16 protein-coding genes are annotated in these 15,047 nt (G+C 59.4%); 12 read left to right on the forward strand and 4 right to left on the reverse strand.

All coding sequences use genetic code 11. The features are described 5' to 3' along the window. The first annotated feature begins 119 nt into the window (after nt 1–119). Nucleotides 120–1,526, forward strand: a complete 1,407-nt coding sequence (gene gabP / locus ACIPL2_RS01755) for a GABA permease (protein ID WP_401352424.1) — start codon at nt 120–122, stop codon at nt 1,524–1,526. Nucleotides 1,527–1,641: 115 nt separating this feature from the next. Next, entirely contained in the window at nt 1,642–2,733 is a 1,092-nt protein-coding gene (locus ACIPL2_RS01760; RefSeq protein ID WP_401352427.1) for a GlxA family transcriptional regulator, read from the forward strand. Between the two features lie 97 nt (nt 2,734–2,830). On the opposite strand, the gene ACIPL2_RS01765 is transcribed toward ACIPL2_RS01760, so the two are convergent. Further along, a complete protein-coding gene (locus tag ACIPL2_RS01765) occupies nt 2,831–3,727 on the reverse strand; it encodes a LysR substrate-binding domain-containing protein (protein WP_401352430.1) in 897 nt (298 codons plus the stop codon). A 221-nt stretch (nt 3,728–3,948) separates the two neighbouring features. On the opposite strand from ACIPL2_RS01765, the gene ACIPL2_RS01770 reads away from it, so the two are divergent. From ACIPL2_RS01770 to ACIPL2_RS01810, 9 genes are all read left to right on the forward strand, one after another. After that, nucleotides 3,949–5,025 (forward strand): ABC transporter substrate-binding protein, encoded by a 1,077-nt coding sequence (locus ACIPL2_RS01770; protein WP_401352433.1) that lies wholly within the window; start codon nt 3,949–3,951, stop codon nt 5,023–5,025. Nucleotides 5,026–5,094: 69 nt separating this feature from the next. After that, nucleotides 5,095–6,168: an ABC transporter ATP-binding protein gene (locus tag ACIPL2_RS01775; RefSeq protein WP_401352435.1), complete on the forward strand. Its 1,074-nt coding sequence runs from the start codon at nt 5,095–5,097 to the stop codon at nt 6,166–6,168. Then, complete coding sequence (locus ACIPL2_RS01780) at nt 6,155–7,027, forward strand: ABC transporter permease (protein ID WP_401352438.1); 873 nt, start codon at nt 6,155–6,157, stop codon at nt 7,025–7,027. The genes ACIPL2_RS01775 and ACIPL2_RS01780 overlap by 14 nt, the downstream gene beginning before the upstream one ends. A gap of 6 nt (nt 7,028–7,033) precedes the next feature. Beyond that, nucleotides 7,034–7,831, forward strand: a complete 798-nt coding sequence (locus tag ACIPL2_RS01785; RefSeq protein ID WP_401352440.1) for an ABC transporter permease — start codon at nt 7,034–7,036, stop codon at nt 7,829–7,831. Beyond that, nucleotides 7,828–8,970 carry an NAD(P)/FAD-dependent oxidoreductase gene (locus ACIPL2_RS01790; protein ID WP_401352442.1) on the forward strand — a complete coding sequence of 381 codons (1,143 nt, stop codon included), beginning with the start codon at nt 7,828–7,830 and terminating at the stop codon, nt 8,968–8,970. Before ACIPL2_RS01785 ends, ACIPL2_RS01790 begins: the two co-directional genes overlap by 4 nt. Continuing rightward, nucleotides 8,960–9,313 (forward strand): (2Fe-2S)-binding protein, encoded by a 354-nt coding sequence (locus tag ACIPL2_RS01795; protein WP_401352444.1) that lies wholly within the window; start codon nt 8,960–8,962, stop codon nt 9,311–9,313. The genes ACIPL2_RS01790 and ACIPL2_RS01795 overlap by 11 nt, the downstream gene beginning before the upstream one ends. Continuing rightward, a complete protein-coding gene (locus ACIPL2_RS01800; RefSeq protein WP_401352445.1) occupies nt 9,310–10,686 on the forward strand; it encodes an NAD(P)/FAD-dependent oxidoreductase in 1,377 nt (458 codons plus the stop codon). The genes ACIPL2_RS01795 and ACIPL2_RS01800 overlap by 4 nt, the downstream gene beginning before the upstream one ends. Next, nucleotides 10,679–11,857, forward strand: coding sequence for an NAD(P)/FAD-dependent oxidoreductase (locus ACIPL2_RS01805; protein WP_401352447.1), 1,179 nt, complete (start codon nt 10,679–10,681; stop codon nt 11,855–11,857). The genes ACIPL2_RS01800 and ACIPL2_RS01805 overlap by 8 nt, the downstream gene beginning before the upstream one ends. A 9-nt stretch (nt 11,858–11,866) precedes the next feature. After that, nucleotides 11,867–12,220 carry a RidA family protein gene (locus ACIPL2_RS01810; protein WP_401352449.1) on the forward strand — a complete coding sequence of 118 codons (354 nt, stop codon included), beginning with the start codon at nt 11,867–11,869 and terminating at the stop codon, nt 12,218–12,220. A gap of 72 nt (nt 12,221–12,292) precedes the next feature. Here ACIPL2_RS01810 and gfa read toward each other — a convergent pair whose 3' ends face one another. From gfa to ACIPL2_RS01825, 3 genes are all read right to left on the reverse strand, one after another. After that, complete coding sequence (gfa, locus tag ACIPL2_RS01815; protein WP_401352450.1) at nt 12,293–12,871, reverse strand: S-(hydroxymethyl)glutathione synthase; 579 nt, start codon at nt 12,869–12,871, stop codon at nt 12,293–12,295. 15 nt (nt 12,872–12,886) lie between these two features. Next, nucleotides 12,887–13,009 (reverse strand): hypothetical protein, encoded by a 123-nt coding sequence (locus ACIPL2_RS01820; protein WP_401352451.1) that lies wholly within the window; start codon nt 13,007–13,009, stop codon nt 12,887–12,889. A gap of 289 nt (nt 13,010–13,298) precedes the next feature. Next, complete coding sequence (locus ACIPL2_RS01825; protein ID WP_401352453.1) at nt 13,299–13,439, reverse strand: hypothetical protein; 141 nt, start codon at nt 13,437–13,439, stop codon at nt 13,299–13,301. A gap of 670 nt (nt 13,440–14,109) precedes the next feature. Between ACIPL2_RS01825 and ACIPL2_RS01830 the strand changes: the two genes are divergently transcribed. Then, nucleotides 14,110–14,796, forward strand: a complete 687-nt coding sequence (locus ACIPL2_RS01830) for an N-acetyltransferase (RefSeq protein ID WP_401352455.1) — start codon at nt 14,110–14,112, stop codon at nt 14,794–14,796. Nucleotides 14,797–15,047 lie beyond the last annotated feature (251 nt).

A 15,047-nucleotide genomic window follows, 5' to 3' on the forward strand; every position in this document is an offset into this window, starting at 1 on the left:
GGGAATGCTCAGAAGCGCTGAGGTTCGCCGCTTTCGATAAGAGGCAACAGGATGGAATGATGATCGCCTGACCCTCAGTCAGCAGCTCTAACGTCGATCACCAGAGAACAAAAAAAACAATGGATAGCCTGAACTCCAAAGATTCGAACGGTCAGCTGGCGCAGGGTTTCAAGCCGCGTCACGTCACAATGCTTTCTATCGCGGGGATTATTGGCGCGGGTTTATTTGTTGGCTCCGGCCATGCCATCGCGGCTGCCGGTCCAGCGGTATTGCTGGCTTACTTATGCTCCGGCCTGTTGGTCGTATTGGTCATGCGCATGCTGGGCGAAATGGCCGTGGCCAACCCGGACACCGGTTCCTTTTCGACCTATGCCGACCAGGCGATCGGGCGTTGGGCCGGCTTCACCATCGGCTGGCTCTACTGGTGGTTTTGGGTGTTGGTCATACCGATCGAAGCGCTCGCCGCCGGGCATGTCTTGAATCAATGGTTTCCCCAGATCGACACCTGGCTGTTTGCCTTGTCATCCATTGTCCTGTTGGTCGTGACCAACCTGTTCAGCGTGTCCAAATATGGCGAGTTCGAATTCTGGTTTGCGATGGCCAAGGTCGTGGCGATCATCGGCTTTATCGGCCTTGGTTTTGCGGTGCTGATGGGTTGGATTCCCGAGCGAGAAGCCAGCGGATTGAGTCGACTCATGGAGGAGCATGGTGGCTTTGCCCCTAATGGTTTGTCAGCGGTCGTAGGCGCGTTCATCACCATCATGTTCAGCTTCATCGGGACAGAAGCGGTGACCATTGCAGCCGCCGAATCCAGCAACCCCGCGCAGAACATCGCCAAAGCCACACGCTCAGTGATCTGGCGCATCGGCGTGTTTTACTTGTTGTCGATTTTCGTGGTCATTTCCGTGGTGCCCTGGAACGATCCGTTGCTGGCGTCTGTAGGCTCTTATCAGCGGGCACTGGAACTGATGAACATTCCCCATGCCAAGTTTCTGGTGGACGTAGTGGTGTTGATTGCCGTGGCCAGCTGCATGAACTCGTCGATCTATATTTCCTCGCGCATGTTGTTCTCGCTGGGCAAGCGCGGTGATGCGCCGAAGCCACTGAAGGTGACGTCGTCGGCGGGCGTGCCGAGGGCAGCGGTGATTGCCAGCACCGTACTGGGTGCCGGTGTGACCTTGTTCAGCTACTTCATGCCTGCCGGACTGTTCCAGTTTCTGCTCGCCAGTTCCGGGGCCATTGCGTTGCTGGTGTACCTGGTGATCGCCGTGTCGCAATTGCGCATGCGCAAGATTCTGCATCGGCAGAATGTCACGCTGACCTTCAAGATGTGGTTGTTTCCATGGCTGACCTGGTTGGTCATCGCCTTCATCTGCGCAGCGTTGGCGGTGATGATGGTGACGCCAGAGCACCGTCTGGAGGTCTCTTCAACCATCGGCCTGGCGTTGGTGATTTCTTTCATCGGCCTTGTGACCACGCGTCACCATGGGCGACCGCAGAGGGCGGTGTCGGCGCAACGTGCGTAGTCGTCATATTCCGCGCAAAAACCTGCTTGCGCTCTGATCAGTGCGCGAGTAGCGGCGGGGCGGTTAACACCGTCTGCGCCACGGGTCCTTACCGTTCGCTGCGAGAGTAACTTCGATGGCATACGACACCTCCAAGCCCGCACATCCCCAAACCATTGGCTTTTTGCTGCTGGACCAATTCACGTTGATCTCGCTGGCGTCTGCGGTTGAGCCTCTACGAATGGCCAATCAGTTGACGGGCCAAGAACTGTACCGCTGGCACACCTTCAGCCTGGGGGGCGAGCGGGTATGGGCAAGCGACGGCATGCCGATCACGCCGGATTCGTCGACGCATAACACACCGATGCTTGATACGGTGATCGTCTGCGGCGGCATTGGCATTCAAGGCGCGGTGACTCGGGAGCACGTGACCTGGTTGCGATCCCAGGCGCGGCGCTCGAAACGCATCGGGGGTGTGTGCACCGGTAGCTGGGCGTTGGCCCAGGCGGGGTTGCTGGACGGTTTCGACTGCAGTGTGCACTGGGAATTTCTGGCGGCCATGCAGGAAGCTTTTCCGCGCGTGAACCTCAGCTCCAGTCTGTTCACCCTCGACCGTGACCGCTTCACCTGCTCTGGTGGAACCGCCCCCATGGACATGATGCTGCACCTGATCAGTCGCGATCATGGTCATGAACTGGCAGCGGCCATCTCCGAAATGTTTGTCTACGAGCGCATCCGCAACGAACAGGATCACCAGCGAGTCCCCCTCAAGCACATGCTCGGTACCCATCAACCGAAGTTGCAGGAAATCGTCGCGCTGATGGAGGCCAATCTGGAAGAGCCTATCGAACTGGACGAGCTGGCACATTATGTCGGCTTGTCCCGCCGACAGCTCGAGCGGTTGTTTCAGAAGTATTTACAGTCCTCGCCTTCGAGGTATTACCTCAAACTGCGCCTTATCCGCGCGCGTCAGTTGCTCAAGCAAACACCGATCTCCATCGTAGAGTTGTCGGTGGTGTGTGGCTTTGTGTCGACACCGCATTTTTCAAAGTGCTATCGCGAGTGTTTTGGCATTCCTCCCAGCGACGAGCGCTTGGTGACGCAAACCCTACGGCAAGTGACAGTAACGCCGATGGCGCAGGCATTGCCATCGACACGGCCGATGAGCTTGCTGGATCAGGCACGTGATGAGTCGACATTCGCCAGTGTCAAAATCGTGAAATCCTGAGCGATCCGGGTCATTAGGGCCGGTGGGCTTAAGGCGCAATGATCTGGGTCGGCTTACTCGAAGACGCTCGCGAATCAAGCGAGGCTGCGCCTATTCGCTAAACGGCGTCCACCGCGTCTCGATAGTACGCCTTCAGCGTATCGACGAATTCCACGGCCAGTTGCGTCCTCGTTTGGGCGGTCGGCCAGATCACGTAGGTGGGAAAGAGGATGTCGGGCCTGAACGGTCTGATCACGATATCCCGATGCCGATAATCCTTGGCCACCAGCGGATGGGCGAGGGTGACGCCCATGCCGAGCGCGACTATCTCGCAGTTGATCGCGCTGTATTGCGCTTCCACCGCCATCACCCGCTCGACGCCGGCCTGCTCGAATAAGCCGTCCACCAGTGAGCGTATGCCATCCCCGTGACAGAGCGAAACGAACGCTTGCCCTTCGAGGTCTTCGAAGGTGATCTGCGATCGTTCCGCCAGCGCATGTGAGCGGGGCAACACGCAAACGGCTGCGATCTCGGCGAGCAACTCGACCTGCTGACTGTTGACGTCGCCGGGATGAACCACGATGCCGATGTCGCAGAACTGCGATTTCACCCATTGCTCCACCGTCGGCGAGGAGTTCACGTGCAACGACACCGTCAGTTCCGGGCGTGAGTCGGTGAAGGTCTTGATGACCCCGGGCAGCACGCTCATGCCGGTCGACGGGACGGCGGCCACACGCAAACGTCCTGTGCCCAGATTGCGGATGTTCTTCGCCGAATGCTTGAGGCTGTCGAGGCCGACATAAGCACGTTCCACTTCATGAAAGAACGCCTGGCCTTCCTGGGTCGGGATCAGCCGCACGCCCGCGCGTTTGAACAGGGTCAAGCCGGTGCTCAATTCCAGCTGTGCAATCAGCCGGCTGACATTGGGCTGCGAGGTGTACAGCACTTCCGCCGCCGCAGTCATCGAGCCCAATCGCATGACGCTGCGGAACGCTTCTATCTGCCTGAGATTCATGCCGACCATCCATATCAAATATGAATAACTAACCCGGATATTGTGATTTGACCATATAGATAGTGCCTCGCAATACTTCAAACCAGCAACCCATAGCGCACATGAAGATGCGCCATCCCGTGATGTATTCGCCGGGACATGCACTGCGGTGCATGGCTTCGATTGACGCCGAAGCGACTGACGCATTGTTCGATCTGCCCCACGCACTTCGGAGATAGTCTGTGAATAGCCATAACTCGACCTTAGCAACACCGCCGTTTCGCCCTTTGACCCGCATTGCCACGGCTGTCGCTGTCACCCTTGTCGGGCTGGGCAGCGGCGCCGCGTTCGCCGAGCCGACGCTGTATGTCGCCGGTGTCGGCGGTTCCACCGAGCAGATGTACAAGACCAAAGTCATCCCCGCGTTCGAGAAACAGCACAACGTCAAAGTGGTCTACGTCGCCGGCAACTCCACCGAAACCCTGGCCAAACTCCAGGCTCAAAAGGGGCGTCAGCAGATCAACGTGGCGATGATGGATGACGGGCCGATGTACCAGGCGCTGCAATTGGGCCTGTGCGAAAAACTCAGCGACGCCCCGGTCTACAAAGACCTCTATCCGCTGGCGCGCATCAGCCCTGAAGCCACCGCTGTCGGTATGGTCGCCACGGGCATCGGTTACAACGAAGAGGCGTTCAAGAAGCGTGGCTGGGCACCGCCCGACTCCTGGGAAAACCTCACCGATCCCCGCTACAAGCAACTGCTGGGCATGCCACCGGTGACCAACACCTACGGCTTGCACACCCTGGTGGAAATGGCCCGTCTGCGCGGCGGCGGTGAGAAGGACATCAACCCCGGCTTCAAGGCGCTCAAGGATGAAATCGGCCCGAACGTCCTGGCCTGGGTCTCGGCCCCCGGTGAAATGGACGGGATGATGCAAAACGGCGACGTGGTCATGGCGGTGTATGGCAGCGGTCGCGCGGTGGCGCTGCAGGAGACCGGTTTCCCGCTCAAATTCATCTACCCCAAAGAAGGCGCGATTGCCTTGCAGATCGCCGCTTGTGGCATCACGCCCAATGCGCAGCCGGAGCTGTCGCAGCAATTCATTCAGTACGTGTTGTCACCCGAGGTGCAGACAATCCAGGCCCGGCAAAACGGCTTCGCGCCGGTCAACCAGACCGTCACGCTTGAGCCGGACATTGCCGCGCGCATGCCCTATGGCCCGGAGAAGGTCAGTGCGTTGATCAAGGTCGATTGGGACACGATCAACCAGCAGCGTAGCGAGTGGACGACGCGCTGGAATCGCACGGTCGAACGCTAGCCGCTCAGGGGTTCCGATCCTTCCTGAAATCATTCTGGAGACGCAGGCCCGCGCCTGCGTGGCAAGCCAATGGCATTTCTCACACTCGAAGGCATCGTCAAGACGTATGGCAGTTTCAGGGCCATCGACGGATTGAACCTGGAAGTCCGGCACGGCGAATTCATCGCCTTGCTCGGGCCTTCCGGATGCGGCAAGACCACCACCCTGCAATCCATTGCCGGCTTCGTCCAGCCCACCGAAGGGCGGATCGTCCTCGATGGCCGCGACATCACCCATGTGCGTCCCGAGCAGCGGGGCCTGGGCATCGTCTTTCAAAGCTACGCGCTGTTCCCGCACATGAGCGTGGCGCAGAACATCAGTTTCGGCCTGGAAATGCGCGGCGTAGCCAAAGCCGAACGCAGCAAGCGCATCGATGAAGCCCTGGACCTGGTACGCCTCGGCGGCCTCGGCGAGCGTTACCCCAAGGCGCTGTCAGGCGGGCAACGGCAACGGGTCGCGATAGCCAGGGCCCTGGCCATTCGGCCCAACCTGTTGCTGCTCGACGAACCGATGTCCAACCTCGACGCCAAACTGCGCGAAGAGATGCACATCGAGTTGCGGGCGATTCAGCGCGACCTGGGCATCACCACGATTCTGGTGACCCACGATCAGGTCGAGGCCATGACCATGAGCGACCGTATCGCGGTAATGCAAAAAGGCCGGATCGTGCAGATCGACACACCCTACGAAGCGTACGAGCGTCCGCATTCACCGTTTGCCTCGGCGTTCCTGGGCAAGACCAATGCCTTCGCGGGCGCGGTGCAAACCCGCAATGCTCGCTGCTGCAATGTGCAGGTCAAGGACACGCTGTTGCACGTGCCTCACGAGGATCGCTCGCTGGGCAACGACGTCAATGTCTACATCCGCCCGGAAAAAATCCGTCTGACGGAGGCGGGCAGGGGGCGTTTGAACGGACGCATCCGCTTGCGCGTGTTCCTCGGCAACCTGTGGTTGATCGCGGTGGAAAGCAGCTTTGGTGTGGTGCACATGACCCAGCCCAACCTGGGTTCGCCACCGCCGGATGAAAACGCTGAAGTCGGGTTGGACTGGTCGGATGACGACCTGCGTCTGCTGGATCGGGAGGTCGCCCATGGCCAGGTATGACGCCGAACACGTCGGCACGGCGCCGTGGTTGCTGAGCGGGCCGGCACTCCTGGTGTTCGTTGCGCTGTTGCTGGTGCCGCTGCTGTTGACCGCCGTGTTGTCGCTCAATTTGTTCAGCGACACCGAAGGCGTGTTGCCGGTCTACAGCCTCGGCAATTATCTGGAGGTGTTCAAAGACGGTTATTTCCACGAAATCTTTTTGCGCACCGGCGGCATGGCACTGGCGGTGACGGTCCTCTGCGTGCTACTCGGCGTCCCGGAAACCATCATCATTGCGCGCATGGCGCCGCGCTGGCGTTCGTTGTTTTTGCTGGTGGTGCTGGGGCCGTTGCTGATCTCGGTGGTGGTGCGCACGCTCGGTTGGGCGATCCTGTTGGGTAACAACGGCCTGATCAACGATGCCTTGCAGGCGCTGGGGATTACCGATCAACCGGTGAAGATGTTGTTCACCCAGTTCGGGGTGATCATCGCGCTGACCCACGTGCTGGTGCCGTTCATGGTGATTGCCGTGTGGGCCACTTTGCAGCGCCTGGACCTGCAGGTGGAATGGGCCGGCCTGTCCCTCGGCGCGTCGCGTCTGACGGTGTTCCGCCGCATCATCCTGCCGCAGATCATGCCCGGCATTCTCTCCGGCTCGATCATTGTCTTCGCCCTGGCGGCGTCAGCCTTCGCGACCCCCGCGATCATTGGCGGTCGACGTCTGAAAGTGGTGGCGACGGCAGCCTACGACGAATTCCTCGGCACCCTCAACTGGCCGCTCGGCGCCGCCATCGCCATGCTCCTGCTGGTTGCCAACCTGATCATCATTCTGGGTTGCAGCAAGCTGGCCGAGCGTCGCTTCAAGCAAGTCTTCGAGTAACCCGCCATGCACAAGAACGGATTTTTCTCGCTGCTGTTTCATCTGCTGTTCATCACGTTTATCGTCGCGCCGCTGGTGGTGGTGATGGCGATGGCGTTTACCGACAAGGGCTATCTGTCGCTGCCCACCAACGGCTTGTCGTTGCGCTGGTTTCGGGCGTTGCTGGAGAACCAGGAAATGCTCGATGCGTTCTTCCTGTCGCTCAAGCTGGGCCTGGTCTCGGCCACCGTCGCCACGTTGCTGGCGGTCCCGGCAGCACTGGCGATCAGCCGTTACGAGTTTCCGGGGCGTAGCACCCTGACCGGATTTCTGCTGTCGCCGCTGATGATTCCCTCCGTGGTGCTGGGCATTGCCTTTTTGCGATTTTTCTCCATGGCGCAGATTGGCGGATCGTTCTGGGCGCTGAGCATTACCCATGTGATCGTGGTGCTGCCCTATGCCTTGCGGTTGACGCTGGCCTCGACCATTGGCCTGGAGCGCGACATCGAACAGGCCGCCTTGTCCCTCGGCGCGCGGCGCTGGACGGCTTTCTACCGCGTGGTCCTGCCACGGATCCGCACCGGTGTCATCGGCGGCTGGATGCTGGCATTCATCCAGAGCTTCGACGAACTGACCATGACCGTGTTCGTCGCCACGCCTGGCACCACCACCTTGCCGGTGGCCATGTACAACCAGATTTCCCAGACCATCGATCCGCTGATCACCGCCGTCTCCACGGTGCTGATCGTCGGCACCGTGTTGTTGATGCTGGTGCTGGATCGCCTGGTCGGGCTGGATCGGGTACTGATCGGAGAAGGCAAATGAGCCAGGACAGACACAACGTCGTGCAGTCGGACGTGATTGTGATCGGCGGCGGGCTGGTGGGGACGGCGGTGGCCTATGGGCTGGCCCGCAGCGGTGTCGACACCGTGGTGCTCGATCAGGGCGACGATGCGTTTCGCGCTTCGCGAGGCAATTTCGGCCTGGTCTGGGTCCAGGGCAAGGGCCATGACTTGCCGGATTACGCGCGCTGGACCCGGTCTTCGGCGAGTCGCTGGCCGGCGTTCGCGCAAGCACTGATGGCCGACAGCGGCGTCGACGTGCAGCTCAAGCAACCGGGTGGTTTTCACCCGTGCTTCAGCGACGAAGAACTGCTGGAGCGCCAGTGGCGCTTACAGACCTTGCAGGATGCGTTGGGTGATTACCCGTTCGAGATGCTGGACGCCGCCGACGTGAAAGCGCGTTTGCCGCTGATCGGACCGGCCGTGATCGGCGCCAGTTACACGCCGCAGGACGGCCACGTCAATCCATTGAAACTGCTGCGGGCCTTGCACACGTCGGCGCTGGCCAAGGGCGCACGACTGCATGGCAACGTGCAGGTCGATCGCATCGATTGCGCCCCCGGAGAATTTCGTGTCAAGGCCGGTCAGCGTTGCTTTGTCGCGCCACGGGTCGTGCTGGCTGCCGGGCTCGGCAACGCGGCGTTGGCGCGGCAGGTGGGCCTGTATGCGCCGGTTGCACCGAATCGCGGGCAGGTGTTGATCAGTGAGCGGGTGCGGCCCTTTCTCGATTACCCGACCCTCAATGTCCGCCAGACCGACGAAGGCACGGTGCAGCTGGGCGATTCGATGGAGGAGGTGGGCTTCGATGACGGCACGTCCACCGACGTCTTGGCGGCCATCGCCAAACGCGGCGTCTCGACGTTTCCGTTGCTGCGCGATGTGCGGCTGGTACGGGCCTGGGGCGCCTTGCGGGTGCTGAGTCCGGACGGATTTCCCATCTACCAGCAATCCAGCGCCCACCCCGGTGCCTTCGTGGTCACTTGCCACAGCGGCGTGACCCTGGCAGCGGCCCATGCCTTGCGCATCGCGCCGTGGATCATGGGTGGGGCGCCTCCCGATGAGCTGGAGGTGTTTACCGGTGATCGTTTTCTAACTGACAAGGTGTTTTCACATGCGCACTGATCCGCTGTTTCAACCCGTCATCAGTGAAGTCAGGGCGACGCGGACTGTGAGCCTGACCTTCAATGATCAACCGCTGACGGTGCCCGCCGGCATCAGCGTCGCTGCGGCATTGCTGATGTCCGGCATCAGCCGGTTTCGCGCCACACCGGTCAGCGAGTCACCCCGTGCGCCGTATTGCATGATGGGCGTGTGCTTCGAGTGCCTGGTGGACATCGACGGCGTTCCCAATCGCCAAAGCTGCCTGATCGACGTGGTTGACGGCATGCGCATTCGGTCCCAGGAAGGTGCCCGGGATTTGATCTATCAACCGATGAATGTCCAGGCCGTGGAGGTGCAGTCATGAACCGCGAAACCGTCGATGTTGTGGTGGTGGGTGCAGGCGCGGCCGGCATGGCCGCCGCCACGCAAATGGCTGGGCTGGGTTTGCAGGTGGTGTTGCTGGATGAGCAGGGCAGTCCGGGTGGACAGATTTATCGGGGCATCACCCTGGCGCCGCTGTCTCGACGGGATCTGCTCGGGCCGGATTATGCTCACGGCAATCAACTGGTCCAGGCCTTGGCATCATCGAGCGTGCGCTATGAAAAAGGTGCCTCGGTGTGGCAGGTGACCCGCGATCATCAGGTCAGTTATCTGCGCGACGGGCGACTGTATACCTTGGACGCCAACGCCGTGTTGCTGGCGACCGGTGCCATGGAGCGGCCGTTTCCGATTGCCGGCTGGACCTTGCCCGGCGTGATGAGTGCCGGTGCAGCGCAGATCCTGCTGAAAAGCTCAGGCCTGGCGCCGAGCGAACCGGTGGTCTTGGCCGGTTGTGGACCGCTTCTGTATTTGCTCGGCTGGCAGTACCTGCGCGCCGGCGTGAAGATCAAAGCCCTGATCGACACCACGCGTCCCGACGATTACTGGCGTGCCCGTCGGCACCTGTTTGCGGCTCTGCGCGCCTGGCCTTATCTGCGCAAGGGGCTGGAACTGATGCGCAGCCTGCGCAGTGCCGGGATCGCTCATTACAGCGGCGCCGAACAACTGGCGGTTGAGGGCGAAGAGGCGGTACAGGCCCTGACCTTCAGCGTGTCTGGCAAGGCGCAGCGCATCGCCACTCGCTGCGTGCTGCTGCATCAGGGCGTGGTGCCGAATATCCAGTTCAGCCAGGCATTGCGCGCCCGGCATGAATGGGATCTGGATCAGCTGTGTTTCAGGCCGGTCACCGATCCGTGGGGTGAGCTGGATGTGCCAGGTGTCTATGTCGCCGGAGACGGTGCCGGCATCGGTGGCGCTCAGGCCGCGGCCGTACAGGGCCAGCTGGCGGCGCTGGGGATCGCCTCACAACTCAAGACCCTCAGCACCGCTGAGCGTGATGACAAGGCTCGCGAGTTGCGCGTGCAGCTTGAGGCCAACGTGCGGATTCGGCCGTTTCTCGATGCGCTCTATCAGCCCAAAGAACAAAACCGTATTCCGGCCGATGAGGTGATGGTCTGCCGCTGCGAGGAAGTGACGGCGGGCGAACTGCGCGGCTTCGTCGCCCTGGGGTGTTCGGGCCCGAATCAGGCCAAGTCATTTGGTCGTTGTGGCATGGGGCCGTGTCAGGGGCGCATGTGCGGCCTGACCGTGACCGAAGTCATCGCCAAGGCCCGTGGCGTATCGGCGGCGGAGGTGGGTTACTACCGCATTCGTCCGCCGATCAAGCCCATCACATTGGGAGAGCTGGCCGGTGAGTGAGTCGAGCAAACGCCAGGCCGATGTGCTGGTCATCGGTGGCGGTATCCATGGCTTGAGCACGGCGTTTTATCTGGCGCACGCCGGGGTCAAGGTGACTGTGCTGGAAGCGGAGTATTGCGGCCGCCATGCCTCCGGCGTCAATGCCGGTGGCGTGCGCACGTTGGGCCGTCACACTGCGGAAATTCCATTGGCGCTGGCCTCACGCGAGCTGTGGCATGACCTGAAAAATACGTTGGGCGATGACGGCGGTTTTGTCCCCAGCGGCCAGCTCAAACTGGCGGAAAACGCGGCGGAACTGGAGGAGTGCCGGCAGCGGGTCGAGCACCTTCAGGCGTTGGGTTTCAGCCATGAGGTGTTGATCGATCAACACCAGGTGTTCGACACAGTACCGGCCATAGCGCGGCACGTGACGGGCGGCATCTGGGTCGAAGACGACGGTTACGCGGTGCCTTACAAAACCGTCACCGCGTTTCGCCTGGCCGCGGAAAAACGCGGCGTCCAGATTCACGAAAACACCTGCGCGCAACGCATCGAGCAGACAGGTACCCAGTGGCGAGTGTCGACGCCTGCAGGCAGTTTCACTGCCGAACACCTGGTGGTGACGGCGGGCGCCTGGGCCGCAGGCCTGGCGGCCCAGATTGGCGAGCCGGTGCCCGTGCACCCGGAAGGGTTGATGCTGATGGTCACCCATCGCGTCGCACCTTTCTGTGCCCCCGTGCTGGGTGCCACAGCCCGAGCACTGTCGTTCAAACAGTTTGCCAATGGTACGGTAGTGATTGGTGGCAAGCTGATCGGGTCACTGGATTTTCTCGCGCGCCATGGCGAGGTCGACATGCAGCGACTGGGCAACAGCGCGCGCACGGTCACTGATTTGTTTCCACATTTAAAACACTTGGGCGTTAATCGTGTCTGGGCTGGTGTCGAAGCGTTCACCGCCGATGATCTGCCGGTGATAGGCGCCAGTCGTAAAGCCAGTCACCTGAGTTACTCATTCGGTTTTTGCGGCAGCGGCTTTCAGATGGGGCCCGGCACCGGCAAGCGTCTGGCCCAGCTCATACTTGGCGAGCATTCGGACATCTCACTGGAACCGTTCGCCATCGATCGATTTTCCATAGCCGCCAGCACACTGGCGTCTGCTTTTCCTTCCGCTTCAACCATCCCGCAACATTGAGGAGTTCACATGCTGGACATCAAACGCATCGAAACCAATCAGCGCATGAGCCGCGTCGTTCAATGCAACGGCTTCACCTTCCTCGGCGGCCAGACGGCCACCGATCGGACCCAGGACATCAAGGGCCAGACCGCTCAGGTACTGGCGAAAATCGATAACTTCCTGGCGCAGGCCGGGTTGGACAAAACCCGCATTCTCACCGCCCAGGTCTGGTTGAAGGACATCCAGGCCGACTTCTCCGGCATGAACGAGGTGTGGGACGCCTGGGCGCCAGAAGGCCATGCACCGGCACGTGCCACCGTTGAATCGCGTCTGGCGGCGCCGGACTTGCTGGTGGAAATCACCGTCGTCGCGGCGGGCTGATCGCGAGCGGCTCATGGAGTGAACCGGGATTACCGGTTGACTCCATGATCAACAATATCAGCGGCCAATCAATCAGCCGGCGGGTAGCAGGCCTTTCTGTTTGGCGACATGAGTCGCCAGTGCGTCCATCAAATCCGGAGACAGGCAGTCATAGGGCTCCAGGCCGATCGAGCGCAAACGCTCACGGATGGCCTTCATTTGCGCTGGCGGTGTGCCGGTTTCGATGATGGAGGACACGAACGCTGCGAAGCCTGGCGCTGCCCATCCGCTCTGGGGAGAGAGCTCGGTATGGACGAAGTCCAGGCCATAAAACGCATGATCCTTGTTCTCGATGCGCCCGAAGAGATGGACGTGGCACTGCTTGCAGGCGTGCCGCTGGATGGTGGCGGTTTCGTCGACAATGGCCAGTTTTTCACCGTGGGCGGTGACAGTGACCTTATCCCGAGGCACTACGGCAATGACGGCGAACGTCGCGTTTTGCGGTTTCCAGCATTTGCTGCAACCGCACGCGTGGTTATGCAGGGTTTGTGCGTCGATCTTGACTTCGACCTTGTCGGTCGCACACAGGCATTGCAGGGTGCCACCTGCGAAATTCGCGGCGGCGGGTTGGATACCGTTGTCCAGTGCAGGGTGAAGTTTCAAGGTGTTCACGTTGTCTTCTCCGTATCAGGGTGTCAGACGAAAGTGCCCGGGGCCGAGCCCCAGGCGACGGTGCAGCTCGATGTGCATCAGGTCAAAGGCTTCATTGATTCGCTCGAGCAGCAGGGTGTAAGTGACGAAAGACGCCAATTCCAGCCCGCCATTCACGCATCCTAGACCAACTTCAAGCTCTGTGTGCGACCCTCAACGCCTTTGGATTTATCGGCCCGAAGATCGCCATGGGCGATGCCGACGGTGCCAATCTTCTTAAGGAGGGTGGTGCAGCGTGCTGGGAGTGATCGCGCATCAAGAGAGCGACAAATTGTTGGATTAAGCTAATGTCTAGTTGTTCGCCTCGCCAGTCACAGCCTGATCAGCTCGTCCCTGAGTGGCTGGTGAGGCGAACTTTTTTTGGAATGCCCTATCTCCCAGATAGGGATTAGCCGGGCATCGGTTCTACCAGTTCCACCTCGCCACGGATCGGGCTCAAACACAACAGTAATTCATGCACCCACCGAGACATCCGATCCACCTGACTTACGATATCGTCGATGTACTTCTTGGCGGGTTGACCGTCCATTTCTTTCGCCAATTCTGCGCTAGAGCGAATGCAGGCGAGGGGGGGGTGCGAAGACTGTGGGCGACTGCCGTGGACATTTCGACCAAGCCGCCGAAGGTCTTGTTGGCAACGACTTGCTCCTCTTCCGAGGCCAGCAAAATCGACGTGCGTCGGGCAAACCAATAAATCCCGAAATAAATAAGCAGACCGACCATTGTAGACAGCCAGATGATCCAGTGTCCGCGATTGAGGCTTTTAATCAGGTCAAGCGGCTCCCTGTAAATTTCAGCCCAATATCGGGGCTTATCCCCTGATATTGGGAATTCAATAGTGAGCTTTTAATCTATTTTCCGGAGGTGAGTTTCCGGGTGCACTGTGTTGCATATAACCGACGGCTCTTTGTCTTTAAGCGAGTGAATTAACCCTGTTCAACATTCGCGCAACAAATAATAGCAATCGACAATCATTGCTAGTTACATGAAGTTCACAAAAAATACTAACTCACTGTTTTAATTGCAAAAATATCAACGTAACATTTTGATACAAATATTGCGTCGGGCAATTGGTACGCACTAAGTGACGTTGATCTATACCCACTTCAACCGGTGGCCAGTTCGATTTCATCCTCGCGAAATTGAGTTTGTCTTCCTAACTAGCGGTATTTTTTATCTCACGTCCACGAGGCAGCAGCATGACCCCATTTAGGAAGTTCTATGACCAAATAAAGAAGAAGGGATTTCGACGTACAGTTAAAACTCTCTGGGAACGTTATGTGTTTTTCCACTGGGAGCTACTGTGGATGGAGCGTGACTTGATCACCCCCGTATCACCTCACAAATTAAGACCTTATGCTTCAGTGAGTCTAGTGACCATAGATGTAGATAATGCGATTGCGTTCTCCAAGCATTTTGGCGATCGGGTGGACACCATGCGCGAACTGGCGTCGGAAGGCCATACGGGGCATATGTATCTAGATGACAAAGGCGATGCCATTGCATTCATATGGGCAAGCGAACGCGACTATCATGACCGCCATTACTATGGCTGCCGGTTTCCGGTCAAAGAGGGCGAATTTTTTGAGTTTGGCGGAGAAATGACACGTCCTTATTTTGGGACAAGTCTTTCAGTCGATGCCCAAATTGCATTATGGAATACCATGCAAGCCAAGGGATTGAACAAGGTGGTGGATGTCTGCGAGACGCACAATATTCCGGCGCTCAAATTGCACATTCGCATGGGCTATCAGGAGCAGGGCCGGATTACGCATGTCTACGGATTGTTTGGACGGTGGCGGCTATTCCGGGAAACTCACTACAGCGGCTCCCGTTTGGAAACGTTACGAAATCCAGTGAAATCTGTTGCTCCAGTTCCTGCGTGATACACAAACTATCCCGCTGTCGTACCATCGGCAGGTCACCTTGGAATTACGCTGGCGGCGATAGTGGGACGTCTTGCCAGCGAGGAGATCATCGACGACAAGGCGTCCAGTGCCCTTTGCCCATGCCGGCGCGATCGATTCTTCCAGGCAATCACCCAGTCAGATACATCTGATATACCCGGCAGCAAATCAGGTTAGAGTGTTCATCAATATCTGTTCCAGGCCCGCCACTCGATTCGCATCGTCGCGCC

It is taken from the genome of Pseudomonas sp. NPDC086251, assembly GCF_044746405.1.
In the GTDB taxonomy this organism is placed as follows: domain Bacteria; phylum Pseudomonadota; class Gammaproteobacteria; order Pseudomonadales; family Pseudomonadaceae; genus Aquipseudomonas.

Excerpts from the sequence above, each read along its gene's own strand:
- ACIPL2_RS01765 (WP_401352430.1), bottom strand. The coding sequence starts at position 3,727 with ATGAATCTCAGGCAGATAGAAGCGTTCCGCAGCGTCATGCGATTGGGC.
- ACIPL2_RS01800 (WP_401352445.1), top strand. The coding sequence starts at position 9,310 with ATGAACCGCGAAACCGTCGATGTTGTGGTGGTGGGTGCAGGCGCGGCC.
- ACIPL2_RS01775 (WP_401352435.1), top strand. The coding sequence starts at position 5,095 with ATGGCATTTCTCACACTCGAAGGCATCGTCAAGACGTATGGCAGTTTC.
- ACIPL2_RS01785 (WP_401352440.1), top strand. The coding sequence starts at position 7,034 with ATGCACAAGAACGGATTTTTCTCGCTGCTGTTTCATCTGCTGTTCATC.
- ACIPL2_RS01780 (WP_401352438.1), top strand. The coding sequence starts at position 6,155 with ATGGCCAGGTATGACGCCGAACACGTCGGCACGGCGCCGTGGTTGCTG.
- ACIPL2_RS01790 (WP_401352442.1), top strand. The coding sequence starts at position 7,828 with ATGAGCCAGGACAGACACAACGTCGTGCAGTCGGACGTGATTGTGATC.
- ACIPL2_RS01760 (WP_401352427.1), top strand. The coding sequence starts at position 1,642 with ATGGCATACGACACCTCCAAGCCCGCACATCCCCAAACCATTGGCTTT.
- gabP (WP_401352424.1), top strand. The coding sequence starts at position 120 with ATGGATAGCCTGAACTCCAAAGATTCGAACGGTCAGCTGGCGCAGGGT.
- ACIPL2_RS01825 (WP_401352453.1), bottom strand. The coding sequence starts at position 13,439 with ATGGACGGTCAACCCGCCAAGAAGTACATCGACGATATCGTAAGTCAG.
- ACIPL2_RS01830 (WP_401352455.1), top strand. The coding sequence starts at position 14,110 with ATGACCCCATTTAGGAAGTTCTATGACCAAATAAAGAAGAAGGGATTT.
- ACIPL2_RS01810 (WP_401352449.1), top strand. The coding sequence starts at position 11,867 with ATGCTGGACATCAAACGCATCGAAACCAATCAGCGCATGAGCCGCGTC.
- ACIPL2_RS01795 (WP_401352444.1), top strand. The coding sequence starts at position 8,960 with ATGCGCACTGATCCGCTGTTTCAACCCGTCATCAGTGAAGTCAGGGCG.